General features: G+C 48.1%; 6 protein-coding genes. All 6 read right to left on the minus strand.

What is annotated here, in order from left to right; all coding sequences use genetic code 11:
- Genes AACT52_RS03460 through AACT52_RS03485 form a run of 6 tightly spaced genes read right to left on the minus strand, consistent with a single transcriptional unit; the run spans position 1 to position 26,042 of the window.
- A complete protein-coding gene (locus tag AACT52_RS03460) occupies positions 1-9,414 on the minus strand; it encodes a non-ribosomal peptide synthetase (RefSeq protein WP_073629400.1) in 9,414 nt (3,137 codons plus the stop codon).
- Complete coding sequence (locus tag AACT52_RS03465) at positions 9,411-14,066, minus strand: type I polyketide synthase (RefSeq protein WP_073629402.1); 4,656 nt, start codon at positions 14,064-14,066, stop codon at positions 9,411-9,413. The genes AACT52_RS03460 and AACT52_RS03465 overlap by 4 nt, the downstream gene beginning before the upstream one ends.
- On the minus strand, positions 14,059-17,544 hold the full coding sequence (locus AACT52_RS03470) for a non-ribosomal peptide synthetase (protein ID WP_073629404.1): 3,486 nt from the start codon (positions 17,542-17,544) through the stop codon (positions 14,059-14,061). Before AACT52_RS03470 ends, AACT52_RS03465 begins: the two co-directional genes overlap by 8 nt.
- Entirely contained in the window at positions 17,541-17,702 is a 162-nt protein-coding gene (locus AACT52_RS03475) for a beta-ketoacyl synthase N-terminal-like domain-containing protein (protein ID WP_143172735.1), read from the minus strand. Before AACT52_RS03475 ends, AACT52_RS03470 begins: the two co-directional genes overlap by 4 nt.
- Positions 17,695-21,141: a non-ribosomal peptide synthetase gene (locus AACT52_RS03480; protein ID WP_083630173.1), complete on the minus strand. Its 3,447-nt coding sequence runs from the start codon at positions 21,139-21,141 to the stop codon at positions 17,695-17,697. Before AACT52_RS03480 ends, AACT52_RS03475 begins: the two co-directional genes overlap by 8 nt.
- Positions 21,138-26,042, minus strand: coding sequence for a type I polyketide synthase (locus AACT52_RS03485; protein ID WP_073629406.1), 4,905 nt, complete (start codon positions 26,040-26,042; stop codon positions 21,138-21,140). Before AACT52_RS03485 ends, AACT52_RS03480 begins: the two co-directional genes overlap by 4 nt.
- Between the last annotated feature and the right edge of the window lies 1 nt (position 26,043).

Below are 26,043 nucleotides of genomic sequence, written 5' to 3' on the forward strand. Positions count from 1 at the left end.
TTAGCTCTCTACCTCCTCTTCCAGTTGTGCAAATAACTCGTCAAGGTCTGTTTGGCTTAAGCCTGCTGCGGGAAAATCAGAAGGTGTATAACCGCCAGTCTCAGGAGCCAAACAATGAGCAATCAACCCCCGCAACGCTTGCAAAAACTCGTGGGCAGCACTCTCAATTGTGGTTGAGTGGTGTAAGTTTTCACTATATGTCCAATCGACTTGCAACTGAGAGCCGATGATCATGGTATTGACCTCAAGCAGATGGCTGCGGTGGTTTTGAGGGCTACGGCTAGGACCGCTCGATTCGTCGGCGAGTTGAAACAGTTCTGATGTCTGTACAACGCCGTCAAATTGACCTAAATGGTTGAATACGACCTGGGCTTTTGGTTGCGCTTGCAGTTGGGCGGTAATTTCTGCGTCTTCTAGTAGATAACGCAACCAGCCATAGCTAATCCCTTGAGAAGGAATGCGACGCAATTGCTCTTTGATTGACTTTAACGCTTCCCCTAGCGAGTTTGTTGCTAACTGTACGACCACCGGAAAGATGGTGGTAAACCATCCCACAGTGCGTGAGACATTCACCGAATCCAAGAAATCTTCTCGTCCATGTCCTTCCAAGTTGAACAGCACATGACTTGATTGCGTCCAGTTCCCTAACACCTGCACTAAGGCTGTGAGCAACGCATCGTTGATTTGTGTGTTGTACGCTTTTGGCACCTCTTGCAGTAATGCACGCGTTTCTTCAACTGATAACGACATCGACACTGTACGTGCAGATGCTTCGGTGTTTGCACCATTGGGATAGTCTAGTGGTATGCTTGGCACTTGCTGTTGTGATTGCACCAGCCAAAAATCCCGGTGCTGTTGCAAATCTTGCGATTGTACATACTCCAACTGCAGTTGCGCCCAATCTTTAAACGCTGTGGTTTTCGGTGGTAATTGTATCACCCCACCAGCAGATAGTTGCGAGTAGGCTGTTTGCAAATCTTCCAATAAAATTCGCCATGACACCCCATCCACTGCCAAGTGGTGGATAACCACCAACAACCGAGAGTTTAACTCATGACCAAGATTGAACCACGCTACTCGCACCAGTGGTCCACTTGACAAATTCAAGCTGGCTTGGAGTTCTGCTGCTTTTGCTTGTATGGCTGCAAGTTGTTCTGATTGTGAAATTGTTGATAAATCTACGACTGTAAACGGCACCGTATCATCCACAGGTGCATTCATCTGTTGCCAACCAGAATCGGTTTTCTCAAAACGCAAGCGCAGGGCATCATGGTGTACTAGTATTGAGTGCACCACTTGCTGTAAAAGATTTGGCTGTATACCTGGTGGCATTTCTAACATTACCGCTTGGTTCCAGTGTGCTGAAACCGGGTAATTTTGCTCGAAGAACCACTGCTGAATTGGTGTCAGTGGCAATGTCCCAGTCACCACTCCTTGTTGTGCTTGATTTGCCCCAACTGTAGAAGTGACTGCTGCCAACTCAGCAATTGTTTGATACTCAAACATCTGCTTTGCACTCAGTTGCACTCCAGCAGTATTGGCTTTGGCTATGATTTGAATACTCAGAATCGAATCGCCACCGAGTTCAAAGAAGTTGTCATGGATGCCCACCGACTCGATTCCCAACACCGATGCCCAAATGTTTGCCAGTATTTCTTCTGTTGGCGTTCTGGGTGCGACAAAATTGTGGGATACTTCCGGTTGCTCAAATGGTTTGGGTAAGGCACGACGGTCTAGTTTGCCATTCGGTGTCAGTGGTAAGCTATCGAGTACTACGAAAGCACTCGGAAGCATGTATTCTGGCAGCTTTTGTTTGAGGAAAGTGCGTAACTCACCTATCGTTGGTGCTGGTTGCTGGTTTGCTACTAAGTATGCTACCAACCGCTGCGCGCCTACCACCTCTTGTGTGGCGATGACTACAGTTTCGCGCACATTTGGGTGTTGCCCCAGCACTGCCTCAATTTCTCCCAACTCAATACGGAAGCCACGTATTTTTACTTGGAAGTCAACGCGACCAATGTACTCTATATTGCCGTCGCTCTTGTACCGGGCTAAGTCACCAGTTTTGTACAGGCGAGAACCTGGTTCTGAACTAAAGGGGTTGGGGATGAATTTTTCGGCTGTCGTTTCTGGGCGGTTGAGGTAGCCGCGTGCTAAACCTACTCCACCAATGTGCAATTCCCCTGCCACACCGACTGGTACTGGTTGATTGTTGCGGTCGAGGATGTAAATTTGTGTATTGGCGATCGCTCGACCAATTGGCACACTCAACAGTTCACTGTTTGGTTGGCATTCCCAGTAAGTAACATCAATTGCTGCTTCTGTCGGTCCATAGAGATTGTGCAAACTGCAGCCCAGGCGCGCAAAAAATCTCTGTTCCAATTCTTTTGGCAGGGCTTCGCCACTACAGAACACTTGCCGCAAGCAACTGCAACTAGAGAGATTTTGTTCTTCTAAGAACACCTGTAGCATTGAGGGGACGAAATGCAGTGTGGTAATCTGCTCTTTGGCAATCAAACTCACCAGATACGCACTATCTCGATGTCCTCCCGGTTGCGCCACCACTAGACGTGCGCCAGTCATTAATGGCCAGAAGAATTCCCATACCGAAACGTCGAAACTAAATGGTGTTTTCTGTAAGACTCTGTCTTCTGGTGTTAGTACGTACGCATTCTGCATCCAAGAGAGGCGATTGCAAACTCCAGAGTGAGTGTTCATCGCGCCTTTTGGCTGGCCTGTAGAGCCGCTAGTGTATATCACATAAGCCAGGTGATGGGGTAACACAAGAGCGCCTGGATTTTCTTGGCTTGAGGAACTGATAGCTTGCCACTCTGTATCCAAAGACACCAGTTGCGCCTGCTGTTGTTCAAGCCTTGTGACTAATTTTTCCTGAGTCAACAGCACCTTCACATTACTGTCACAGAGCATATATGCCAAGCGTTCTTGCGGGTACTCTGGGTCGATTGGTACGTAAGCCCCACCCGCTTTGAGTATGCCCAACAATCCGACTACCATAAGGACAGAACGCTCAACACACACACCCACCAACACTTCTGGTCCCACTTCCAACTTGAGTAGGTAGTGTGCTAGTTGGTTGGCTTTGGCATTTAATTCGCGGTAGGTCAAGCATTGCTCTTCAAACACCACAGCAATAGCATCTGGTGTCTTCTGCACCTGTTCCTCAAATAACTCATGCAGACACTGTTGTTGAGGGTAGTCTATTGAGGTGTTGTTCCACTCCACCAGTATTTGATGTTTTTCTGCGGCACTTAACAGCGGTATGTGCGACAGCTTTTGGTCGGGATTGGCGATGAAACCCTGTAGCAGGGTTTGGAAATGCTCCATCATGCGTGTGACACTTGCACTCTCAAAGCGCTGAGTATCGTAGATGAAGCGCAACGATAATTCCACTCCAGGCTGAGCGATAACCGTGAGTGGATAGTTGGTCTGCTCTATGGTACGGACATCACCGATGCGCAGGTTCGAGTTTTGCTGTTGTAAAGCTGCATCTACTGGATAATTCTCAAACACCACGATGCTTTCAAACAACGGCAGTCCTTGCGGCACATCACTCAAACGCTGAATCTGTACCAGTGGAGTGTACTCGTAAGTACTGATTTCAACTTGTTGCTTGTGTATTTCCTTGAGAATAGGTAGAACTGTGTCCTCATCCGACATTCCCACCCGCATTGGCAGGGTGTTGATAAATAGCCCAACTATCGATTCTACGCCTTTGATGGCTGGGGAACGACCTGAGACAGTCACGCCGAACACCACGTCGCTTTCGCCACTGTATCGTGAGAGCAGTATTGCCCAAGCTGCTTGCACTAAGGTGTTCAACGTCAGTTGATGCTTTCGTGCAAAAGATACCAGCGCTGTTGTTGCTGCAGTTGATAGCGTAAGAATCTCTTCGCTGTGGCTGCTTGAGCTTTGTTGCACTTGATTGCTTTGGTGTGTTTTGTCCACTAGCAACGGCGTTGGTGCTGTCACGCCCTGAAGTGTTTGCCGCCAAAATTCTTCTGCTGCTTTCAAGTTCTGCTTTTGTAACCAAGCAATGTACTCGCGGTAGGAACGACTCGGTGGTAGATGTAACTCTTGCCCCACAGATAATGCTTTGTAATAGCCCAGCACTTCAGTGAACACCAATGGCAGTGACCATCCATCTAGAAGTATGTGATGATAACTCCAGACAAACTGGTAGACATCATCTGACATTTGAATTAGGGTCAGGCGCATTAGTGGTGCTTTGGACAGTTCAAAGCCACGCTGCTGGTCTTGTTCTATGAAAGTCGCCAGTTGTTGCTGCTGCTCTTGTGGAGATAGCCCGGTCCAAGAATAAATCTCTAATGGTAGTTTCACCTGTCGGTACACCACCTGTAGCGGCTGCTCTGAGTACTTCCATGTGAAAGCAGTTTGCAAGACCACATGCCGTGCTACTACTTGCTGCCATGCTGCAGTGAATGCCTCAACATCCAGATTTCCTGCAAAAGTACAGCTAAACTGTTGGCAATATACTCCAGAATCGGGAGCATAAAGCGTGTGGAACAGCATCCCCTGCTGCACTGAGGATAATGGATAGATATCGGCAATATTTTTCCAGTTGCTTGTGGTTATCCCTTGCGGGGGCACAACATTGCTCAACAATTGCTCAAGTACAACATTGTTAAGTGGTGCAAGTGGAAAATCAGAAGGTGTATAACCGCCAGCCTCAGGAGCCAAACAATGAGCAACAAGCCCGCGCAACGCTTGCAAAAACTCGTGCGCCAGGCTCTCAATTGTGCTGGATTGGTGTAAGTTGTCACTGTATGTCCAATCGACTCGCAACTGAGAGCCGATGATCATGGTATTGACCTCAAGCAAATGGCTGCGGTGGTTTTGGGGGCTACGGCTAGGACCGCTCGATTCGTCAGCGAGTTGAAACAGTGCTGATGTCTGTAGAACCGAGTCAAATTGACCCAAATGGTTGAAAAGGACTTGAGCTTTTGGTTGTGCTTGCAGTTGGGCGGTAATTTCTGCGTCTTCTAGAAGATAGCGCAACCAGCCATAGCTAATCCCTTGAGAAGGAATGCGACGCAGTTGCTCTTTGATTGACTTTAACGCTTCCCCTGGCGAGTTTGTTGCTAACTGTACGACCACCGGAAAGATGGTGGTAAACCATCCCACAGTGCGTGATACGTTCACAGAATCCAAGAAATCTTCTCGTCCGTGTCCTTCCAAGTTGAACAGCACATGACTTGATTGCGTCCAGTTGGCTAACACCTGCACCAAGGCTGTGAGCAACGCATCGTTGATTTGTGTGTTGTACGCTTTTGGCACCTCTTGCAGTAATGCACGCGTTTCTTCAACTGATAACGACACCGACACTGTACGTGCAGATGCTTCGGTATTTGCACCATTGGGATAGTCTAGTGGTATGTTTGCCGATGGCTGTTTTGATTGTGAAAGCCAAAAATCCCAGTGGTGTTGCAAATCTTGTGATTGTACATACTCCAACTGCAGTTGCGCCCAATCTTTAAACGCTGTGGTTTTGGGTGGCAGTTGTATCGCTCCACCAGCAGATAGTTGCGAGTAGGCTGTTTGCAAATCTTCCAACAAAATCCGCCATGACACCCCATCGACTGCCAAGTGGTGGATAACCACCAACAACCGAGAGTTTAACTCATGGCCGAGATTTAACCACGCTACTCGCACCAGTGGTCCATTTGACAAATTCAAGCTCGCTTGGAGTTCTGCTGCTTTTGCTTCTATTGCTGCAAGTTGTTCTGATTGTGGTAGTGCTGATAAATCCACAACTGTGAACGGCACCTTATTATCCACAGGCGCATTCATCTGCACCCACCCGGACTCGGTTTTCTCAAAACGCAAGCGCAGGGCATCATGGTGTACTAGCATTGAGTGCACCACTTGCTGTAAAAGATTTGGCTGTATACCTGGTGGCATTTCTAACATTACCGCTTGGTTCCAGTGTGCTGAAACCGGGTAATTTTGCTCGAAGAACCACTGCTGAATTGGTGTCAGTGGTAATGCCCCACTCACCACGTCTTGTTGTGCTTGATTTTCACCCACAACAGAAGCGACTGCTGCCAACTCAGCAATTGTTTGATGCTCAAACATCTGCTTTGCACTCAGTTGCACTCCAGCAGTATTGGCTTTGGCTATGATTTGAATACTCAGAATCGAATCGCCACCAAGTTCAAAGAAGTTGTCATGGATGCCTACCGACTCGATTCCCAACACCGATGCCCAAATGTTTGCCAGTATTTCTTCGGTCGGCGTTCTGGGCGCGACAAAGCCTTGGGAGAGTTCCGGTTCCCCAGATGGTTTGGGTAAGGCGCGACGGTCTAGTTTGCCATTCGGTGTCAGTGGTAAGGTATCAAGTACCACGAAAGCACTTGGAAGCATGTATTCCGGCAGCTTTTGTTTGAGGAAAGCACGCAACTCACCTGTCGTTGGTGCTGGTTGCTGGTTTGCTACTAAATATGCTACCAACCGCTGCGCGCCTACCACCTCTTGTGTGGCGATGACTACAGTTTCGCGCACATTTGGGTGTTGCCCCAGAACTGCCTCAATTTCTCCCAACTCAATACGGAAGCCACGAATCTTCACCTGATGGTCAATGCGTCCTAGATACTCGATGTTGCCATCAGGAAGATAGCGGACTAAATCGCCTGTTTTGTACAAGCGTTGGCTCGATTTGTCAGTTGCAAACGGGTTGGGAATAAATTTTTCTGCCGTCAATTCTGGACGGTTGAGGTAGCCTCTTGCTAAACCCACACCACCAATGTGCAACTCCCCTGCCACACCGACTGGTACTGGCTGATTGTTGCGGTCGAGAATGTAAATTTGTGTATTGGCGATCGCTCGACCAATTGGCACACTCAACAGTTCACTGTTTGGTTGGCATTGCCAGTAAGTAACATCAATTGCTGCTTCTGTCGGTCCATACAGATTGTGCAAACTGCAGCCCAGGCGTGCAAAAAATCTCTGTTCCAATTCTTTTGGCAGGGCTTCGCCACTACAGAACACTTGCCGCAAGCAACTGCAACTAGAGAGACCTTTTTCTTCTAGGAATACCTGCAGCATTGAGGGCACGAAATGCAGTGTGGTAATCTGCTCTTTGGCTATCAAATTCACCAGATATGCACTATCTCGATGTCCTCCCGGTTGCGCCACCACTAGGCGTGCGCCAGTCATTAATGGCCAGAAGAATTCCCACACCGAGACATCGAAGCTAAATGGCGTTTTCTGTAAGACTCTGTCTTCTGGTGTTAGTACGTACGCATCCTGCATCCAAGAGAGGCGATTACAAACTCCAGAGTGCGTGTTCATCGCGCCTTTTGGCTTGCCTGTAGAGCCCGAAGTGTATATCACATAAGCTAGGTGATGCGGTAACACTCCCGAGCGTGGATTTTCTTGGCTTGAATGACTGATAGCTTGCCAGTTTGTATCCAAACACACCAGTTGCGCCTGCTGTTGTTCAAGTCTTGTGACTAATTTTTCCTGAGTCAACAGCACTTTCACATTACTGTCAGAGAGCATATATGCCAAGCGTTCTTGTGGATACTCTGGGTCGATTGGCACGTAAGCTCCGCCCGCCTTGAGTATGCCCAACAATCCGACTACCATAAGGACAGAACGCTCAACACACACACCCACCAACACTTCTGGTCCCACTCCCAATTTGAGTAGGTAGTGTGCCAATTGGTTAGCTTTGGCATTTAATTCGCGGTAGGTGAGCTGTTGTGAATCAAATACTACTGCTACCGCATCTGGTGTCTTCTGCACCTGCTGCTCAAATAACTCATGCAGACACTGTTGTTGAGGGTAGTCTGTTGAGGTGTTATTCCACTCCACCAGTATTTGATGTTTTTCTGCGGCACTTAACAGCGGTAGTTCTGATACCTTCTGATGGGGATTGGCGACAACTGCTTCCACTATACTTTGGTAGTGTTGTGCCATGCGCGTGATGGTGGCAGCATCAAATAAGTCAGTGCTGTATTCGATAACCCCCATCAATCCAGCGCTTGTGTTTTCCACAACTAGAGTCAAATCAAACTTGGCTGTGGTGCTTTCGGCTGCTAATAAACTTCCTGTTAAGCCGGGAAATTGCAAGTCTGATAGCGGCGCTTGCAGCGTAAACATCACTTGGAACAGTGGTGTGTGGCTTAAAGAACGCTGTGGCTGCAATTGTTCGACTAACTGCTCAAAGGGCGTGTCTTGATGGGCATAAGCACCAAGAGCAACTTTCCGCACTTGCGACAGTAAATCGCTAAAACTGGGGTTACCAGACAAATTGCTACGTAGTACTAAAGTGTTGGCGAATAACCCAATTAACCCCTCGGTTTCGCGACGATTACGATTGGCAATTGGTGTACCCACACAGATGTCAGTCTGGTCGGTGTAGCGATACAGCAATGTTTGGAATGCTGCCAACAGCGTCATGAACAGCGTCACTCCTTGTTTCTGGCTCAAGGCAGCGATCGCCTCGCTCAGTTCTTTCGAGAGTGAGAATTTCTCAATTGCCCCCCGGTAACTTTGAATCGCTGGTCGCGGTCGGTCGGTGGGCAGTTCCAACAAAGAGGTCGCACCCGTTAATTGTTCCTTCCAGTATGCCAGCTGCTTTCTCAGCACTTCTTGTTGCAATGACTGCTGTTGCCAATAAGCAAAGTCGGCGTACTGAATGGTCAACTCTGGCAGCGGTATTGGTAGATCATTAGACGTAGCTTGGTAGACTGCTGCTAACTCGTTCACCAACACGCCCATTGACCACCAATCTGAAACCATGTGGTGCATCACCAGTTGCAGGACGTGTTCTTTTTCTGTCAGCTTGAACAAACTAGCCCGCACTAATAGATCAGTTTCGAGGTCAAACGGCTGCGCTACTTCTTCAATTCTCAATTGTCGGCAAGCGCTTTCTCGCTCTGTTGGCTCTAAGTGTTGCAAGTCAACGATCACCAGTTTTATGGTCTTGCTGCTGGCAATCACTTGCATCGCTTGCCCATCTACTGTTAGAAAGTTGGTGCGTAGAACTTCATGGCGGCTGATGATGTGATTGAGACTGGACTCAAGGGCAGCGATATTGTAGAGATGACCTTCAAAACGCACTGCCGCCGCGATGTTGTAAAAGCCACTGTTAGCCTCTAACTGCTGTAGGAACCACAAGCGTTGTTGGGCAAACGACAGAGGTAGTTTTTCTTCTCGTGAAACGGGGAGAATCGCAGCTTGAGTGGAACTTGAGGTCACATTCGCCTTTTGCAGAAAAGCGAGGATTTCTCCTTTACGCTCTTGCAACTGACCACGCAACGACGGTGTCAGTGTTCCCTCAGGAGCGCTACACCGCAGGCGCTCCCCATCCGCCGACAACTTTATATCCAAACTGGATAGGTAAGACAAAAATTCTTCGATAGTTTTCATAACTCTATCTCCTCTCGGTTGTTCGCCATATCATTAGGAACAGCGTGTATTTGTTGTACTATCGAATGAATTCTTTCTATGCGCTCGGCGAGTCCTGCTACACTAGACTCCTCAAACAAGCTGTTTAAAGGCAACTCAACTTGCAAGGTTTCGCGTATCCTAGAAATGAGTTGAGTAGCCAGCAAGGAATGTCCCCCTAATTCAAAGAAGTTGTCGTGAATGCCCACTTGCTCAATTCCAAGTAACTGTTGCCAGATATTGGCAATAGTTTGCTCAAGTTCATTGCCAGGAGCAACATAAGCATTACTGAGTTCAGGTCTTGGATGCGTTGGTCTTGATGAGATTGTCTTTTCTAGCGGTTCCGACAAATCTTTTGGAGTATTTTCCCAGTCTTCCCGAATTTGTAAATCTCTGGGACATATCACAACTTGGGACAATTTACTTTCCAAAATGCGGCTGAAGGCATCTACACCTTCATCGGGCGCGATCGCACCTTTAAGCATCTCATTACGCATTTTTTGGAATTCGGCTGGTAGCGCTACGTTTACTGCCATGCCCACTTCTTGCCAAGTATCCCAGTTAGTACATACCGTGAAAGTGCCACGTTTGGAATTCTTGTAGTGAGTAAAGGCGTCAAGAAAGGCATTTGCAGAAGCATAATCTACCTGCCCCACACCTGCGATGATTGCAGTAATGGATGATGTCAGAACAAAGAAATCTAGCGGAGTATCTTTAAAGATAGAATCGAGAACTACCGTGCCTTTCACTTTGGGTGCTAGGATTTTCTCTACGCCATCTCGAGTTTTGCCTTGAATTACACCGCCTCCTGGAACTCCTGCGGCATGAATGACTCCATTAATCTCACCAAATCGGTTCTTTGCTGTAGCAATAGCTTCTTGCATTTGTTGCTGATTGCTGACATCTGCTGCGATCGCCAAAACCTCAGCACCGAGTTCTTCCAGTTCCTGAACTTTCCGAATTTTTAGGCTAACGCTATCCTCAACTTCATGACTAGCAAGCCATTGTTCCCACTCCTCTTTTAGGGGCAAAGCTGAACGTCCGATCAGAATGAGTTTGGCTTGTGCAGTTTTCGCCAAATATTCCGCCAGCACAAGTCCAATACCTCCAAGTCCACCCGTAATTAGATAGACTCCTCCTTTCCTTAACTGTGGTGTCGCTTCGTTGGATTTATCCAACTGAATTGGTTCAAAAGTTTGTACCCAACGATGAAGACCACGATAAGCAATAACCTTGTCAGAAGATTGAGTTGTCAGTTCTGCCAGTAGCTGTTCTGTGAGTTCTTCCTCCAGCCGACTTCCTTTTGGAGGAATCACAACATCAATACTGCAACAGCTAATATTTTGGTATTCTTGCGCTATGACCTTAACAGGTCCAAGTAGAGTTGCTTTCTGTGGACATAGCACCTCAACACCTGTGACTTCCTGCATATTGTTGGAAACAACCGCGATATGCAGCTTGTCATTAATAGTTTGTTTCCCAATGGCTTGTGCTAGAAACAGCAAGCTATTAAACCCTAAATATTGAGATTTGTCAATCGATTCAAGTCCTAATTCTGCTTCACTGTTCGGCGTGACATTCCATAAATGAACAATTGTTTGTGGAGTTTTGCCCAGTGTGCGTAGTTCATTAAGCAGGGTATTGTAGTCATTACCTTGTCCGGGATTTAAGGTATATACATCGTCCCTCAACTTTGTAAAATCCGACCCGACCTTCACGGTAATGACATTGTGTCCCTCAAGTTCCAGTTTTTTCACCAGTTGAGAACCTAAGCCACACTCATCAATAAACACAAGTGTATTCGACTGAACTGGCAGTTCATCTCGTTTACGGGCGCTGAGTGGGGAGCGTTTCCAGGAAGGAATGTAAAACCAGTCGGCAATGTTTGGGTTTTTGGGTGGTAGAGATGCTGAAGACAAAATCTCTTCTCTACTTACCTTGACAGTATTAACAGTATCTGCTAGATCTCGTGGCTCAAGCCAGTAACGCTGGCGCTCAAAAGGATAAGTTGGCAAGGGGAGGCGATGACGCTGCTCACGGGCATAAAATCTTGACCAATCCACCTGTACGCCAGCAAGCCAGAGTTTGCCTAATGTCGTGAGCAAGAAAGCAACATCCGATTGGCGGTCTTGCGGATGGCGTAACGAAGAAAGCACGAGTTGCTGAGCTGCCTTATTTGGATGCTGTCTGGCTAATGTGCTTAATGTCCGTCCTGGACCGACTTCCAGCAGAATTTGCTCTGAGTCATTCAAGAACTGTTGCACACCGTCAGCAAAGCGTACTGTGGAGCGCAGATGGTTTGCCCAATACTCTGGATTTGTTGCTTCTGCTGCAGTAATCCAAGTACCCGAGACGTTGGAGACGTATGCAATTTCTGGGGGGTTTAAGCTGACTTTTTTGACTTGCTGAGTGAACGTCTCAAGTATGGGTTCCATCATTTTTGAATGGAAGGCATGGGAGGTATGTAGACGACGGCACTCCACTCCTTGTTGTGCTAAGTGCTTCTCTAATGCCTCCACAGCCTCAGTGATACCTGAAACTACGCAAAAGTTCGGTCCGTTGACTGCAGCTAGGGAAAGTTCCTTGCCCAAGAGGGTTTGCACCTTGTTTTCTGGGAGAGGAACCGAGAGCATTGCTCCTGAGGGCAGTTGTTGCATCAGCTGTCCCCGTGCAGTGACTAAGGCTAAGGCATCTTCCAGGGAGAAAACATTTGCCAAACACGCTGCAACATATTCACCGATGCTATGACCAATCATCGCTTGAGGATGCACTCCCCATTCGATCCATAACTTAGCCAAGGCGTACTCAATCACAAAGAGCGCTGGTTGTGCGATCGCTGTCTGTGTAATTTGCTGTGTAGCAACTTCGGTGAGTTTTCCGCTTGGGAACAGCACATCGCGCAGATCTAGTTTCAAGTGGGGCTTGAGGAGTTCTGAGCAAATATCCACCTGCTCGCGAAATGTCGGCTCTGTCTGGTAAAGTTCTAGAGCCATATTAACGTACTGCGCTCCCTGTCCCGAAAACATGAACACCACAGGTCGCGCCTTGGGTTCTATGAAGCTTGTAAAAACTTGTTTTGGATCTAGGGGATTGAGTGCATTTGCCGCCTCGTTAATATCTTGGCAAACCAGTATCCGTCGATGCTCGAAAGCACGGCGACCAATGCTTTGCGTGTAAGCAACATCAGCGAGGTTAATTTCAGGATGCTCTTTTAAGTGTGCCGCTAGATTTGCAGTTGCAGTATCAAGTGCAGAGTCGGTTTTAGCTGAGAGAAGCAGCAACTGCCAAGGTCTAGATTTTCCAGAAGGCTCAATCGTAGGCGCTTCTTCTAGGATGACATGGGCATTAGTCCCCCCGATGCCAAAAGAACTGACCCCTGCTCGGCGCTTAGTTCCGTCGGTTTTCCATTCGCTTAGAGTCGTGTTGACGTAAAAGGGACTATTAGCAAAATCAATTTTGGGATTGGGCTTTTCAAAATGTAGGCTCGGTGGTAAAAACTTGTGTTTAAGCGCTTGGACTGTCTTAATCAGACCTGCAATACCAGCCGCTGTATCTAAATGTCCAATATTTGTTTTCACCGAAGCGATCGCACAGAAGCCTTTCTTTTCGGTTGTGCCACGAAAAGCTTGTGTCAGCGCGGCGATTTCAATCGGGTCTCCCAGAACTGTTCCGGTTCCGTGTGCTTCTATATAAGTGATTGTTTCGACGTCAACCCCAGCTATGGCTTGAGCCTCTGAAATCACTGCTGCTTGACCTTCCACACTAGGAGCAGTGTAACCAACTTTTAACGAACCGTCGTTGTTAATAGCTGAACCTTTTATGACTGCATGGATGTAGTCTCCATCAGCAATGGCATCCGATAGACGCTTCAGAAGGACGGTTCCTACACCGTTGCCACCAATAGTTCCCTGAGATTGGGCATCAAAAGCTCGGCAATGTCCATCGGGAGAAAGAATCATGCCTTCTTGATACAAATAACCTGTTTTTTGTGTTATCCCGATGGAAACGCCGCCAGCTATGACCATATCACACTGGTAATTCAGCAAGCTCTGGCATCCCATTTGCACAGCCACTAATGATGTAGAGCAGGCAGTGCTAATATTAAGACTCGGTCCCTTTAGGTTGAGCTTGTAAGAAACTCGCGTAGGTACAAAATCCTTATCATTGCTAATAAAAGTTTGATAAGTGCCTATCGATTCGATTTGGTCGCGGTTTGAAATTAGGTTATAGAGTAAGTAGGCATTCAGACCAGCACCAGCATAAACACCAATTTGACCATCGTATGCTTCAGAGTCATAACCAGCATTTTCCAGAACTTCCCAAGCACACTCCAAAAACAGGCGGTGTTGGGGGTCCATAATTTCAGCTTCTTTAGGTGTAAACCCGAAGAATGAGGCGTCAAACTTCTCTACGTCTTCTAACCAACCATTTGCTTTGACGTAGTTTGGGTTCTTCAGTAATGCTGGGTCTATGCCTGAAGCCTCTAATTCCTCATCAGTGAAAAATGAAATAGACTCAACACCGTCGCGCAAATTCTGCCAAAACTCATCAACATTCTTGGCTCCTGGAAAACGACCAGCGATGCCAATGATAGCGATTGGTTCCAAACCATCGTGTGTTTCCCAGTTATCCATTGGTCTTCTTCCTTTGTTTAATGAGTGGTTGTCGTTTTAGAGCTTCTATGCGCTTGCTGGCACGGTCATTGCTTTTCTGCCTAGTTGGTACAGGAGCATCCTGTTCCTGACCGAGATATTGTGCCAAAGTACTTATAGTTGGATATTTAAATAAGTCAACGACTGAGATATCTCTGTTAATTCCGAGTAACTTATTATTCAGTTTGCTATGAACTTGGATGACCAGAAGTGAATGACCGCCGAGTTCAAAGAAATTGTCGTTGACACCCACCTTCTCCAGATTCAGCACCTCTTGCCAAACACTACTTAGGATTCGCTCAACCTCGTTTCGGGGTGCAACGTATGCTTCGGCTTCTACTCGAGTGTGCTCCGGATCTGGTAGTGCTTTGCGGTCAACTTTGCCATTAGGTGTAAGTGGTAAGGACTCCAATACCACAAAATAAGATGGCACCATGTACTCAGGTAGTTGCTGTTTGAGGAACGAGCGCAACTCACCGGTTGCAGGCGCTGCCTCAGCTTGGGGTACCAAGTATGCAACTAAGCGCTTGTCGCCTGCAATCTCTTTAGCAATAACAACGGCTTGCTGCACAGTTGGATGTTGACTCAACAGTGCCTCAATTTCCGGCAATTCAATCCGGAAGCCACGCACTTTCACCTGGTAGTCAATGCGTCCAATATACTCGATGTTGCCATCTGTTTTGTAGCGAACTAAATCTCCGGTTTTGTACAGCCTTGAACCAGCTTCGCCAAAGGGGTCAGGAATGAATTTTTCCGCCGTTAACTCCGGTCGGTTCAGGTAGCCACGCGCCAAGCCATCGCCACCAATGTGCAATTCACCTGCCACACCTACTGGTACTGGTTGATTATTGGTATCCAGGACGTAGAATTGGGTGTTCGCGATCGCCTGACCTATGAACACCGAAGAACCTGCCTGTACTTGAGACACCGCAGACCAAATGGTGGTCTCAGTCGGACCGTACATATTCCATAAGGTGTCTGCGCGCTCAAGTAATTGAGTTGCCAGTTCCCGAGACAAAGCTTCACCGCCACAGAGTATTTTCAATTGCGGGTTGCCAACGAAGCCGACTTGCATCAGTGTTCGCCAAGTGGCTGGTGTGCCTTGCATCACTGTGGCGCTTGATGTTGCTAAGGCGGCAGTGCTTTGACCACCATCGACCATTAAATCGGGGGTGAGGACGACGCGTGCGCCTGTACTCAATGGTAGGAACAACTCCAACGCGGCAATATCAAAGGTAATAGTTGTTACCGCCACCAGCACATCTTCTGGTACTATCCCCGGTTGATCTGCCATTGAGGTTAAGAAATTCACCACGGCGCGGTGGCAAATTTGTACTCCTTTGGGTCGTCCGGTGGAACCGCTTGTGTAGATGGCATAAGCTAGGTTCTCGGGGCAGACATTGCTGTTCGGGTTGGACGAACTTTGGGATATGGGCAAATTTGAGTCTAAGTAGACAACACGCCCCTTGAAATCGGGTAGTTTGTCCGCTACCGCCTGTTGTGTAAGCAGTACACGGGCACAGGAGTCTTCTAGGATATACGCCAATCGCTCTGGTGGGTAGATCGGGTCGAGGGGTACATATGCGCCACCCGCTTTGAGGATTGCCAGCAGCCCGACTAACATATCAGTTGAGCGTTCTGCACAAATGGCGACCAATACTTCTGGTCCGACACCCAATGAAACTAGGTGATGTGCCAGTTGGTTAGCTTTGGCGTTTAACTCACTGTAGGTTAGTTCTTCCGAATCAAACACCGCTGCTACTGCATCGGGTGTTTTCTCGACCTGTTGCTCAAACAACTGATGCAGACACAATTGTTTGGGGTAGTCTGCTTGGGTATCGTTCCACTCTCGTAAGAGCTGATGTTGTTCACGCTCACTTAGTAGTGGTAGTTCTGATACCTTCTGATGGGGATTGGCAACAACCGCTTCCAGTAAAGTTTGATAGTGTTGTACCATCCGCGCAATTGTGGCGGCGTCAAACAAATCTGTATTGTAATCAAGAAACCCACTCAATCCAACCGCTGTGTCTTCACTGAATCCTTGGGCGGTGTTCTTTAACGTTAGGGTCAAATCATACTTGGCAGTTGAGCTTTCGAGTTCCAATGGAGAGAGCGTTAAGTTGGGAAGCTGCAACACTTGCATCGGTGTATTATGCAGCACAAACATCACTTGGAACAGCGGGGTGTGGCTTAAAGAACGCTCTGGCTGCAATTGCTCGACCAACTGCTCAAATGGCAGGTCTTGATGAGCGTAAGCACCAAGGGCAACTTGCCGCACTTGTGATAGTAAATCAAGAAAACTGGGGTTTCCAGACAAATTGCTGCGCAGCACTAAAGTGTTGAGGAATAACCCGAATAACCCCTCTGTTTCGGCGCGATTGCGGTTGGCGATCGGTGTGCCGACACAAATGTCAGTCTGATTGGTGTAACGATACAGCAATGTTTGAAACGCTGCTAAGAGCGTCATGAACAGCGTTACGCCTTGTCGCTGACTTAAGGCAGTCAGCGCGTCACACAGTTCCTGGGAGAGTATAAATTTTTCAGTAGCCCCCCCGTAAGTTTGAATTGCTGGTCGCGGTCGGTCGGTTGGCAGTTCCAACAAAGCGGTCGCACCTTGAAGTTGTTCTTTCCAGTATCCCACCTGCTTCCTCAGTTCCTCCCCCTGCAACCACTGCTGCTGCCAATGAGCAAAATCAGCGTATTGAATCGGCAACTCAGGCAGGGGAATCGGTACATTATTGTACACAGCTTGGTAGATTGCTCCTAACTCGCTCATCAGTACGCCTATTGACCACCAATCTGAAACGATATGGTGCATCACCAGTAGCAAGACGTGTTCTTTTTCTGCCAGTTTGAACAAACTACCCCGCACTAGTGCCTCAGTTGCCAGGTCAAACGGTTGCGCTGCGTCTTCAAGGATCAATTGTCGGCAGGTGCTTTCTCGCGCTTGTGGCTCTAAGTGTTGCAAGTCTACGGCTGCCAATGTTATCTTCACGCTGTTGGCAATCACTTGCATCGCTTGTCCATTTACCTGAATAAAATTGGTGCGTAGGACTTCGTGGCGGCTAATGATGTGATTGATACTGTACTCTAGGGCAGTGACATCAAGCTGACCTTCAAGGCGTACCTGCACATGAATGTTGTAAAAGCCACTTTCGGGTTCGAGCTGCTGTAGAAACCACAAGCGTTGTTGGGCAAACGACAGAGGTAGCTTTTCCGAGCGTGAAATCGGCAGAATCGGGGCTAGACTGGAACTTGAAGCCAGATTAGTCTTTTGCAGAAACGCGAGGATTTCTGCTTTGCGCTCTTGCAATTGAGTACGCAGAGATGGTGTCAGTACTCCCTCGGGGGCGCTACACCGCAGACGTGCCTCCTGGGTCGCAACTCCGTTAACACCATCCGCCCACAGCTTTACATCCAATGTGCAGAGATAAGACAAAAACTCTTCAATAGTTTTCATAGCTCTATCTCCTCTTGTTCACCAATCAATGAAATGGACTCAACACCGTCGCGCAGATTCTGCCAAAACTTATCAACATTCTTGGTTCCTGGAAAACGACCCGCCATGCGGATTACAGCGATCGCATCCATTCCATCGTGTGTTTCCCAGTTATCCATTGGTCTTCTTTCTTTGTTTAATGAGTGGTTGTCGTTTTAGAGCTTCTATTTGCTTGCTGGCACGGTCATTAATTTTTTGCCTAGTAGGTGCGTTTATACCCTGCTCTTGACCGAGATATTGTGCCAAAGTACTTATAGTTGGATATTTAAACAAATCAACTACTGAAATATCTCTGTTAATTCCAAGTAGCTTATTATTAAGTTTGCTATGAACTTGGATGATCAGCAGTGAATGACCGCCGAGTTCAAAGAAATTGTCGTTGACACCCACCTTCTCCAGATTCAGCACCTCTTGCCAAACACTACTTAGGATTCGCTCAACCTCGTTTCGGGGTGCAACGTATGCTTCGGCTTCTACTCGAGTGTGCTCCGGATCTGGTAGTGCTTTGCGGTCAACTTTGCCATTTGGTGTGAGCGGTAGCTTATCAAGCACCACAAAATAAGATGGCACCATGTACTCAGGCAGTTGCTGTTTGAGGAACGAGCGCAACTCACCGATTTCTGGTGTTGCCTCATTCTGGGGTATCAAGTATGCAACTAAGCGCTTGTCACCTGCAATCTCTTTGGCAATAACAACAGCTTGTTGCACAATTGGGTGTTGACTCAACACTGCCTCAATTTCTGCCAGTTCAATCCGGAAGCCACGCACTTTCACCTGGTGGTCAATACGTCCGATATACTCGATGTTGCCATCTGTTTTGTAGCGGACTAAATCCCCTGTTTTGTACAAGCGACTCCCCGCATCGCCAAACGGGTTGGGAATGAACTTTTCAGCCGTCAACTCCGGGCGGTTGAGGTAGCCACGCGCCAAGCCATCGCCACCAATGTGCAATTCACCTGCCACACCTACTGGTACTGGTTGATTATTGGTATCGAGGATGTAGAATTCGGTGTTGGCGATCGCCTGACCTATAGATACCGAGCCAGAACCTGCTTGTACTTGAGACACTGCAGACCAAATGGTGGTCTCAGTCGGACCGTACATATTCCATAAGGTGTCTGCACGCTCAAGTAATTGAGTTGCAAGTTCGCGCGAGAGAGCTTCACCACCACAGAGTATTTTCAATTGCGGGTTGCCAACGAAGCCGACTTGCATCAGTGTTCGCCAAGTGGCTGGTGTGCCTTGCATCACTGTGGCGCTTGATGTCGCTAAGGCGGCAGTGCTTTGACCACCATCGACCATCAAATCGGGGGTAAGGACGAGCCGTGCGCCTGTGCTCAATGGTAGGAATAACTCCAACGCGGCAATGTCAAAGGTAATAGTTGTTACCGCCACCAGCACATCTTCTGGTACTATCCCCGGTTGAGCGGACATTGAGGTTAAGAAATTCACCACGGCGCGGTGGCAAATTTGTACTCCTTTGGGTCGTCCAGTGGAACCGCTTGTGTAGATGGCATAAGCTAGGTTCTCGGGGCAGACATTGGTGTTCGGGTTGGACGAACTTTGGGAAACAGGCAAATCTGAGTCTAAGTAGATAATAAGCCCATGTACGTCGGGCAGCTTGTCAAAGAGCGCTTTTTGTGTAAGTAGCACACAGATACAAGCGTCTTCTAGAATGTACGCTAATCGCTCCGGTGGGTAAATTGGGTCGAGGGGTACATATGCACCTCCCGCCTTCAGAATTGCCAGCATTCCCACTAACATATCAGTTGAGCGTTCTGCACAAATAGCAACCAATACTTCCGGTCCGACACCGCATGAAACTAGGTGATGTGCCAGTTGGTTGGCTTTGGCGTTTAACTCACTGTAGGTTAGTTGTTGAGAATCAAACACCACTGCCACAGCGTCCGGTGTTTTCTGCACCTGCTGCTCAAACAATTGATGCAGACACAATTGTTTGGGGTAGTCTGCTTGGGTGTTATTCCACTCCACCAGCATCTGATGTTGTTCGGTGGTAGTTAGCAGTGGTAGTTCTGATACCTTCTGATGGGGATTGGCAACAACTGCTTCTAGTAGAGTTTGATAGTGTTGTACCATCCGCGCAATCGTGGCGGCGTCAAACAAATCAGTGTTGTATTCGATGAACCCACTTAAACCACCAGCGGTATTCTCCAGAAGGAGAGTTATGTCAAACTTAGCAGTTGAATTTTCGATTGGCAACACAGAGAGCTTTAAGTCGGGAAGCTCCAACTTTGGCATCGGCGCATTCAGTAGCACAAACATCACTTGGAACAGCGGTGTATAGCTTAAAGAACGCTTTGGCTGCAATTGCTCGACTAACTGCTCAAATGGCACGTCTTGATGGGCGTAAGCGTCGAGTGCTACTTTGCGTACTTGCAACAGTAAATCGCTAAAAGTAGGGTTGCCAGACAAATTGCTGCGTAGCACTAAAGTGTTGAGAAATAATCCAATTAAGCCCTCTATTTCGCTGCCATTGCGATTAGCTATCGGTGTGCCCACACAGACGTCAGTCTGATTGGTGTAGCGATACAGCAATGTTTGAAACGCTGCTAAAAGCGTCATGAACAGCGTTACGCCTTGCCGCTGGCTTAAGGCAGTCAGTGCCTCACACAGATCCTGGGAGAGTACGAATTTTTCACTAGCCCCCCCATAAGTTTGAATTGCTGGTCGCGGTCGGTCTGTTGGCAGTTCCAACAAAGCGGTCGCGCCTTGAAGTTGTTCTTTCCAGTATCCCAGCTGCTTCCTTAGCACTTCTTGTTGCAACCACTGCTGCTGCCAATGAGCAAAATCAGCGTACTGAATCGGCAACTTTTGTAACGAAATTGGCTTTTGACTGCACACAGCTTGATAGACTGCTGTTATCTCCCGGATGAGTACACCCATTGACCAACCATCTGAAACTATATGGTGCATCACCAGTAGCAGGATGTGTTCTGTCTCTGTAAGCTTGAACAAACTAGCCCGCACTAGCGCCTCAGTTGCCAAGTCAAACGGGCGTTGGGTTTCTTCTATAGCTAATTGCTGGCAATAGATTTCTAGTTCACTTTCAGCAAACTCGGATACGCCGTGTAAACGCAAATCCACAACAGTCAGTGTCAAGGAACGGGCAGGGTGGATGATTTGAAAGGGTTGTCCCTCTACCTGAATAAAGTTAGTGCGTAGAACTTCGTGGCGGCTGATGATGTAATTGATACTGTACTCAAGGGCACTGACATTAAGCTGACCTTCAAAACGCATAGCCGCCGGCAGGTTGTAAAAGGCGCTTTCTGGCTCTAACTGCTGTAGAAACCACATACGTTGCTGAGCAAACGACAGTGGTATGTGTCCATTCCGTTCTATAGGACACAGAGGAATGGTTTGAGCCGTCTCACTATGCTTTTGCAGCAGCAGTATAATTTTTTCCTTAACTCGCTTAATATCGTTTAATAATTCTGGAGTTAATACATCTTGAGGACCTCGATAGCGCAGTTTGCCGCTATCGACCCACAGTTCTACATTCTTTGCCGAAAGCTCTTGCAAAAACTCAACTAAATTCATAATTCACCCTCTATCCAACTGTCCTGGCTTGATGTAGCTGCTGATGCAAGAGATGCAGAGGTAGAGCAGACTTCTACTGGTAGTTTGATTACCTCCAAATCATTTTCTAAGGGGGAAGATGGGGATACCGATGGCCTTGTGGTTATTATGGCTAATTCGTCAAGTAATAGCTCTGCTAGTTGCACAATGGTAGAACCATCAATGAACTTTTCTAGAGGAACATTGAGATTAAGGTCAGTTGCGATCGCGTTTTTGAGTTGAACAGCCATTAAAGAATCAAGGCCTAATTCCACCAAGCCCTGCTGTGGATTTAAAATTAACGATCCGTCAAACCCCAAAACCTTAATGACAGCCGATTGCAGGTAGGCTACTAAGAGATCCAAGCGATCGCTATTTTGAGCCTGCGACAATCGTGGTAGAATATCAGACCGTCGCACCGATGCCAACTCAGTTTGCTCCTGGGTTTCTGTTTTAGTAAATTCAAAGAGCAACGGCGGCAGTTGACCACCAGCTAGGCTTAATTGCTGCCTCAAAATTGACCAATCGATTGGTAGCACCCCAATCTGTGAACTGACTTGTAACAGTTGTTTTAGCACCTGCAATCCAAGCTCTGGAGCGATGCTATCGAGTCCCATCGCGTTGGCAGCTTCGTGACGGTTTGCCTTGCTTGCTGCCATCCCCACCTCAGCCCAAGGTCCCCAATTGATGCTCAATCCTGGTAATCCTTGGGAACGGCGATAATGAGCCAGAACATCCATGAAGCTGTTGGCTGCTGCGTAATTCCCTTGACCTGGCGAGCCGAGTAATGAAGCTGCTGAAGAAAATACAACAAAGAAGTCTAACGGTAGACCATCGGTCAAGGTGTGTAGATTCCAAGCCCCTCTTACCTTGGGAGCCATTACTCTACTAAAGCGTTCCCACGACTGCTGTTGCAAGATGCCGTCATCTAAAACTCCGGCAGCATGAACAATTCCTCGCAACGGTGGCATTGTTGCCTGGACTGTCTCAAGTAATTTCACCATATCCGCTTCATCGGATACATCTACCTTTTGGAGGAATACCTTGGCTCCTAGTTGTTCCAATTCCCTCAGGGTTGATTGTGCTTCATCGGAAGCAGTGTTGCGCCCAGTCAGCACCAATTGTCTCGCTCCCAGGGACATCAGCAGGCGGGCTACTTTTAGTCCCAAAGCACCCAAACCGCCAGAAATTAGGTAAGTGCCATCTGAATGCAACCTCACCTGTTTGGATTCTTCCTGTTGCTTGGGTACCAAGCGAGCGACATAGCGATCGCCGTTGCGAAAGGCAATATGGTCTTCCCCAAAAGAATTCTCTATTTCTGCTAACAACTCTGTGGCTTCATCACCAGTATATTCCGGAGCTAAATCGAGCATTCCGCCCCACAATTCTGGGTGTTCCAGCGCCAGGACTTTGCCTAACCCCCATAGAGGCGCTTGCGCCACCCCAGGAAGCTCTGAACCGGCTGGCACCGCTCCCCGTGTCACTAACCACAATCGGGGTGAGGGTGATTCATAATGCTTGACCACCGTCTGGAGCAAATACAATACGCTTCTAGAACCCAAGTTCTGCGCCTGCTCCAGAGTTGTGATGCACAGTGCATCTGGCAAAGCCGCCTCTAAACTCCAAAGGTGGATTATGCCCTTTAATGGCGGAACTCCGGTCCCTAATACCTCCTGAAACAGACGCTCATAGTCCTCAGGGCTGGTTGGGTTGATGCTCCAAGTTCCTGTTTTTAAGGTTTGATATGCCTCCCCAGTATAAACCAGAACACAGTTCTGCCCACGCCGTTGTAAAATTTCTCCTAGGGCTTGTCCCACACCACTAGCGTCGGCAAAAACCACCCAAGTTCCTGGTGGGTACTCTAAGCCTTCCTGTTCGGGCGTCTGCAACCGCTGCGGCATCTGTTGCCACTGTACTTCATAGAGCCAATCTTTAATGACAGCAGCTTGTACTTCTTGTCGGTGTTGCGTAACCAGGGCTTCTAGCAACTGGGGCAGCATTTTCATCTGCTCTTGTGAGAAATTGCTTGCTCCCTCTAGCTGCTGTGCTAACTGTTTTACATTGCCGTGATGCAGCAGATTGACAATTGATGTCTGGATTTGTGGTTGGGATGGTAATGCTTGTTGATAATCGCTGTGAGCCTTTTCCACCCAATAGCGCTGTCGTTGGAAGGGATAGGTGGGCAACATCACACGCCGACCCCCGTAGTCCCGGTCAAAGCCCGACCAATCTACGTCTGCTCCACGCACATATAGTTCCCCTAAACTCTGGAGTAATACCCGCCAATCTTCCTGTCCTGAGCGCAAGGAAGGCAACCAAACTCCCACCTCTTCTGGTAAACAATTGCGCCCCATCCCCAACAACGTTGGTTTTGGTCCTATCTCCACAAATACCTCATAACCACGTTCATGAAGTGTGTTGAGACTTTTGGCAAATTGTACACCAGAGCGCAAATGACGACACCAGTAATCAGCCGATATCTCCTCGAATGTCAGTTGAGAACCTGTAAGGTTGGAGATGATGGGAATTTTGGGAGCAGCATAACTTACCTGATTAGCCACCTCAGCGAATTGAGCGAGTATCGGCTCCATCAACGGTGAGTGGAAGGCGTGAGAGGTTTGTAGCTTTTTGGTCTTTATTCCTGCTGCCTCTAAGTCAGCACAAACTGCTTGAACTGCCTGTGCAGAGCCAGAAATCACCGTGTTTCGCGGTCCATTAAAGGCTGCAAATCCTACTATATTATCGTTTGTCTTAGTAATTTCACGTATTTCTTTTTCCGAAGCAAACACTGCCACCATTTCACCACCAGCAGGTAGACTCTGCATCAGGCGGCTTCTGTGGGCTATCAGCTTCAGTCCATCCTGTAAACTCAATACTCCCGCGACAGTGGCAGCTACGTATTCTCCAACACTATGACCCATGACAGCATCAGGATGAATGCCCCAGGATTTCCACAGTTGCACCAAAGCATACTCTATAGCGAATAGGGCAGGTTGAGTGTAAGCGGTTTGGTCTAGTGGTGAACTTTCCCCTGGTTCAGGATACAAAACTTGCAGTAGCGATTGCCCCAAGTATGGACGCAGAATTTCATCGCACTGATCAAGGGCGGCGCGGAAAACCGGCGCATTTTCGTACAGTTGGCGTCCCATACCCACATATTGAGACCCCTGACCTGTGAACAGGAAAGCTACTTTGGGCAAACTGCTGCTGTGTCCTTGAAATACCTGTGCTGTTTCCTGTCGGCTAGAGAAGTTTGCTAGCTGTTCACGCAGTTGTGCAGATGAGGACGCAATTAAAGCAAGGCGATCGCTGAAATGAGTTCGACCCGCATTGGCAGTATAACAAATGTCTTTTATATCTAACGACGGATTGACAGCTAGATGATTCTCATATTTTCGTGCTAACTGTAACAGTGCCTCTTGAGTCTTTGCCGATAGCGTTAGCAGATGCAACGGGCGCTCCACTTCAGCTTGTACAGGCTTTGATACTGGTGCCTCTTCCAAGACTATATGAGCGTTGGTACCACTTAGCCCAAAGGAACTGACTCCTGCCAACCGCCGCTTTTCTCCTGGAAACCAAGGTATCGGCGACGTTGGCACCTTCACTGGCAGCTCATCCCAGTTGATGTAAGGACTCGGCTGTTTGAAGTGCAGGTGAGCTGGAATTTCGTTGTGTTGCAGGGAAAGCACCACCTTAATTAAACCTGCGACTCCTGCTGATGCTTCCAAGTGACCGATGTTGGTTTTCACCGAACCAATGATCACAGGGTTGTCTGGCGATCGCCCTTCACCCAGCACAGCTCCTAAAGCTCTTACCTCAATCGGGTCTCCCAAAGGCGTTCCCGTACCATGAGCTTCGACATAGTTTATTTCCGACGGTTCTACCTTCGCGTTCTTCAGTGCTTGCCGAATCAGCACTTGTTGAGCCGAGCCATTGGGAACCGTCAAACCACTACTTGGTCCATCGTGGTTCATTGCTGAACCCCGAATCACAGCTAAGATGTTGTCCCGATCTGCTTCAGCATCCGAGAGACGCTTGAGGACTAAAATCCCGCAGCCCTCGCCTCGAGTAAAACCATTAGCTGCGGCATCGAAGGTCTTGCAGCGACCATCAGGGGAGAGGGCATGAGACCTAGATAGAAAAATATTTGCTCCTGGTGACAACATCAATTGTACGCCGCCAGTCAAAGCCATATCGCACTCTCCCGTGCGGAGGCTTTTACAAGCTAAATGGATAGCCACCAACGAAGAAGAGCAAGCAGTATCCATAGATACGCTTGGACCTTGTAGCCCTAGAATATAAGACAATCGACCAGACGCAAAGCAAAAGCCATTACCCGTGCCGTCATAAACGCTGATACTTGTAGGGTCACTGGAAAGTTGCAATTGTCCGTAATCATTTTGACCGATTCCTACGAAAACGCCAGTTCGGCTACCAGCTAGAGACTTTGGTGCAATTCCAGCCCTTTCCAAAGCTTCCCAGCTCACCTCTAACAGTAACCGCTGCTGCGGATCTATGCTCGCCGCCTCCCGAGCAGAAATCCCAAAAAACACGGGGTCGAACTGGTCTACCTGTTGTTGCAGAAATCCACCCATACGGATGTACATTTTCCCTTGGGCATCAGGGTCTGGGTCATAGTAAGCATCAATATTCCAGCGGTCACGGGGAATTTCTACAATCGCATCTACACCATCACGCATGAGTCTCCAGTAACTATCTGGATCGTGAGCACCCCCTGGGAACCGACAGCCGAGACCAATAATTGCGATCGGCTCTGTTTTTGAACGCTCAACCGCCTCAAGTTTGGTTCGCGCTTCCTTCAACGCCAGAAGAAGTCGTTGCGATTCAGATAATTTTTCTACTCTCTCAGAAATGTTGCCCATT

It is taken from the genome of Scytonema sp. HK-05 (assembly GCF_963872035.1).
Classification (GTDB): Bacteria; Cyanobacteriota; Cyanobacteriia; order Cyanobacteriales; family Nostocaceae; genus Kalymmatonema.

What these genes read in the sequence shown, in the direction of transcription:
- AACT52_RS03460 (WP_073629400.1), bottom strand. Translation starts at nt 9,414, where the DNA reads ATGAAAACTATCGAAGAATTTTTGTCTTACCTATCCAGTTTGGATATA.
- AACT52_RS03485 (WP_073629406.1), bottom strand. Translation starts at nt 26,042, where the DNA reads ATGGGCAACATTTCTGAGAGAGTAGAAAAATTATCTGAATCGCAACGA.
- AACT52_RS03480 (WP_083630173.1), bottom strand. Translation starts at nt 21,141, where the DNA reads ATGAATTTAGTTGAGTTTTTGCAAGAGCTTTCGGCAAAGAATGTAGAA.
- AACT52_RS03475 (WP_143172735.1), bottom strand. Translation starts at nt 17,702, where the DNA reads ATGGATAACTGGGAAACACACGATGGAATGGATGCGATCGCTGTAATC.
- AACT52_RS03465 (WP_073629402.1), bottom strand. Translation starts at nt 14,066, where the DNA reads ATGGATAACTGGGAAACACACGATGGTTTGGAACCAATCGCTATCATT.
- AACT52_RS03470 (WP_073629404.1), bottom strand. Translation starts at nt 17,544, where the DNA reads ATGAAAACTATTGAAGAGTTTTTGTCTTATCTCTGCACATTGGATGTA.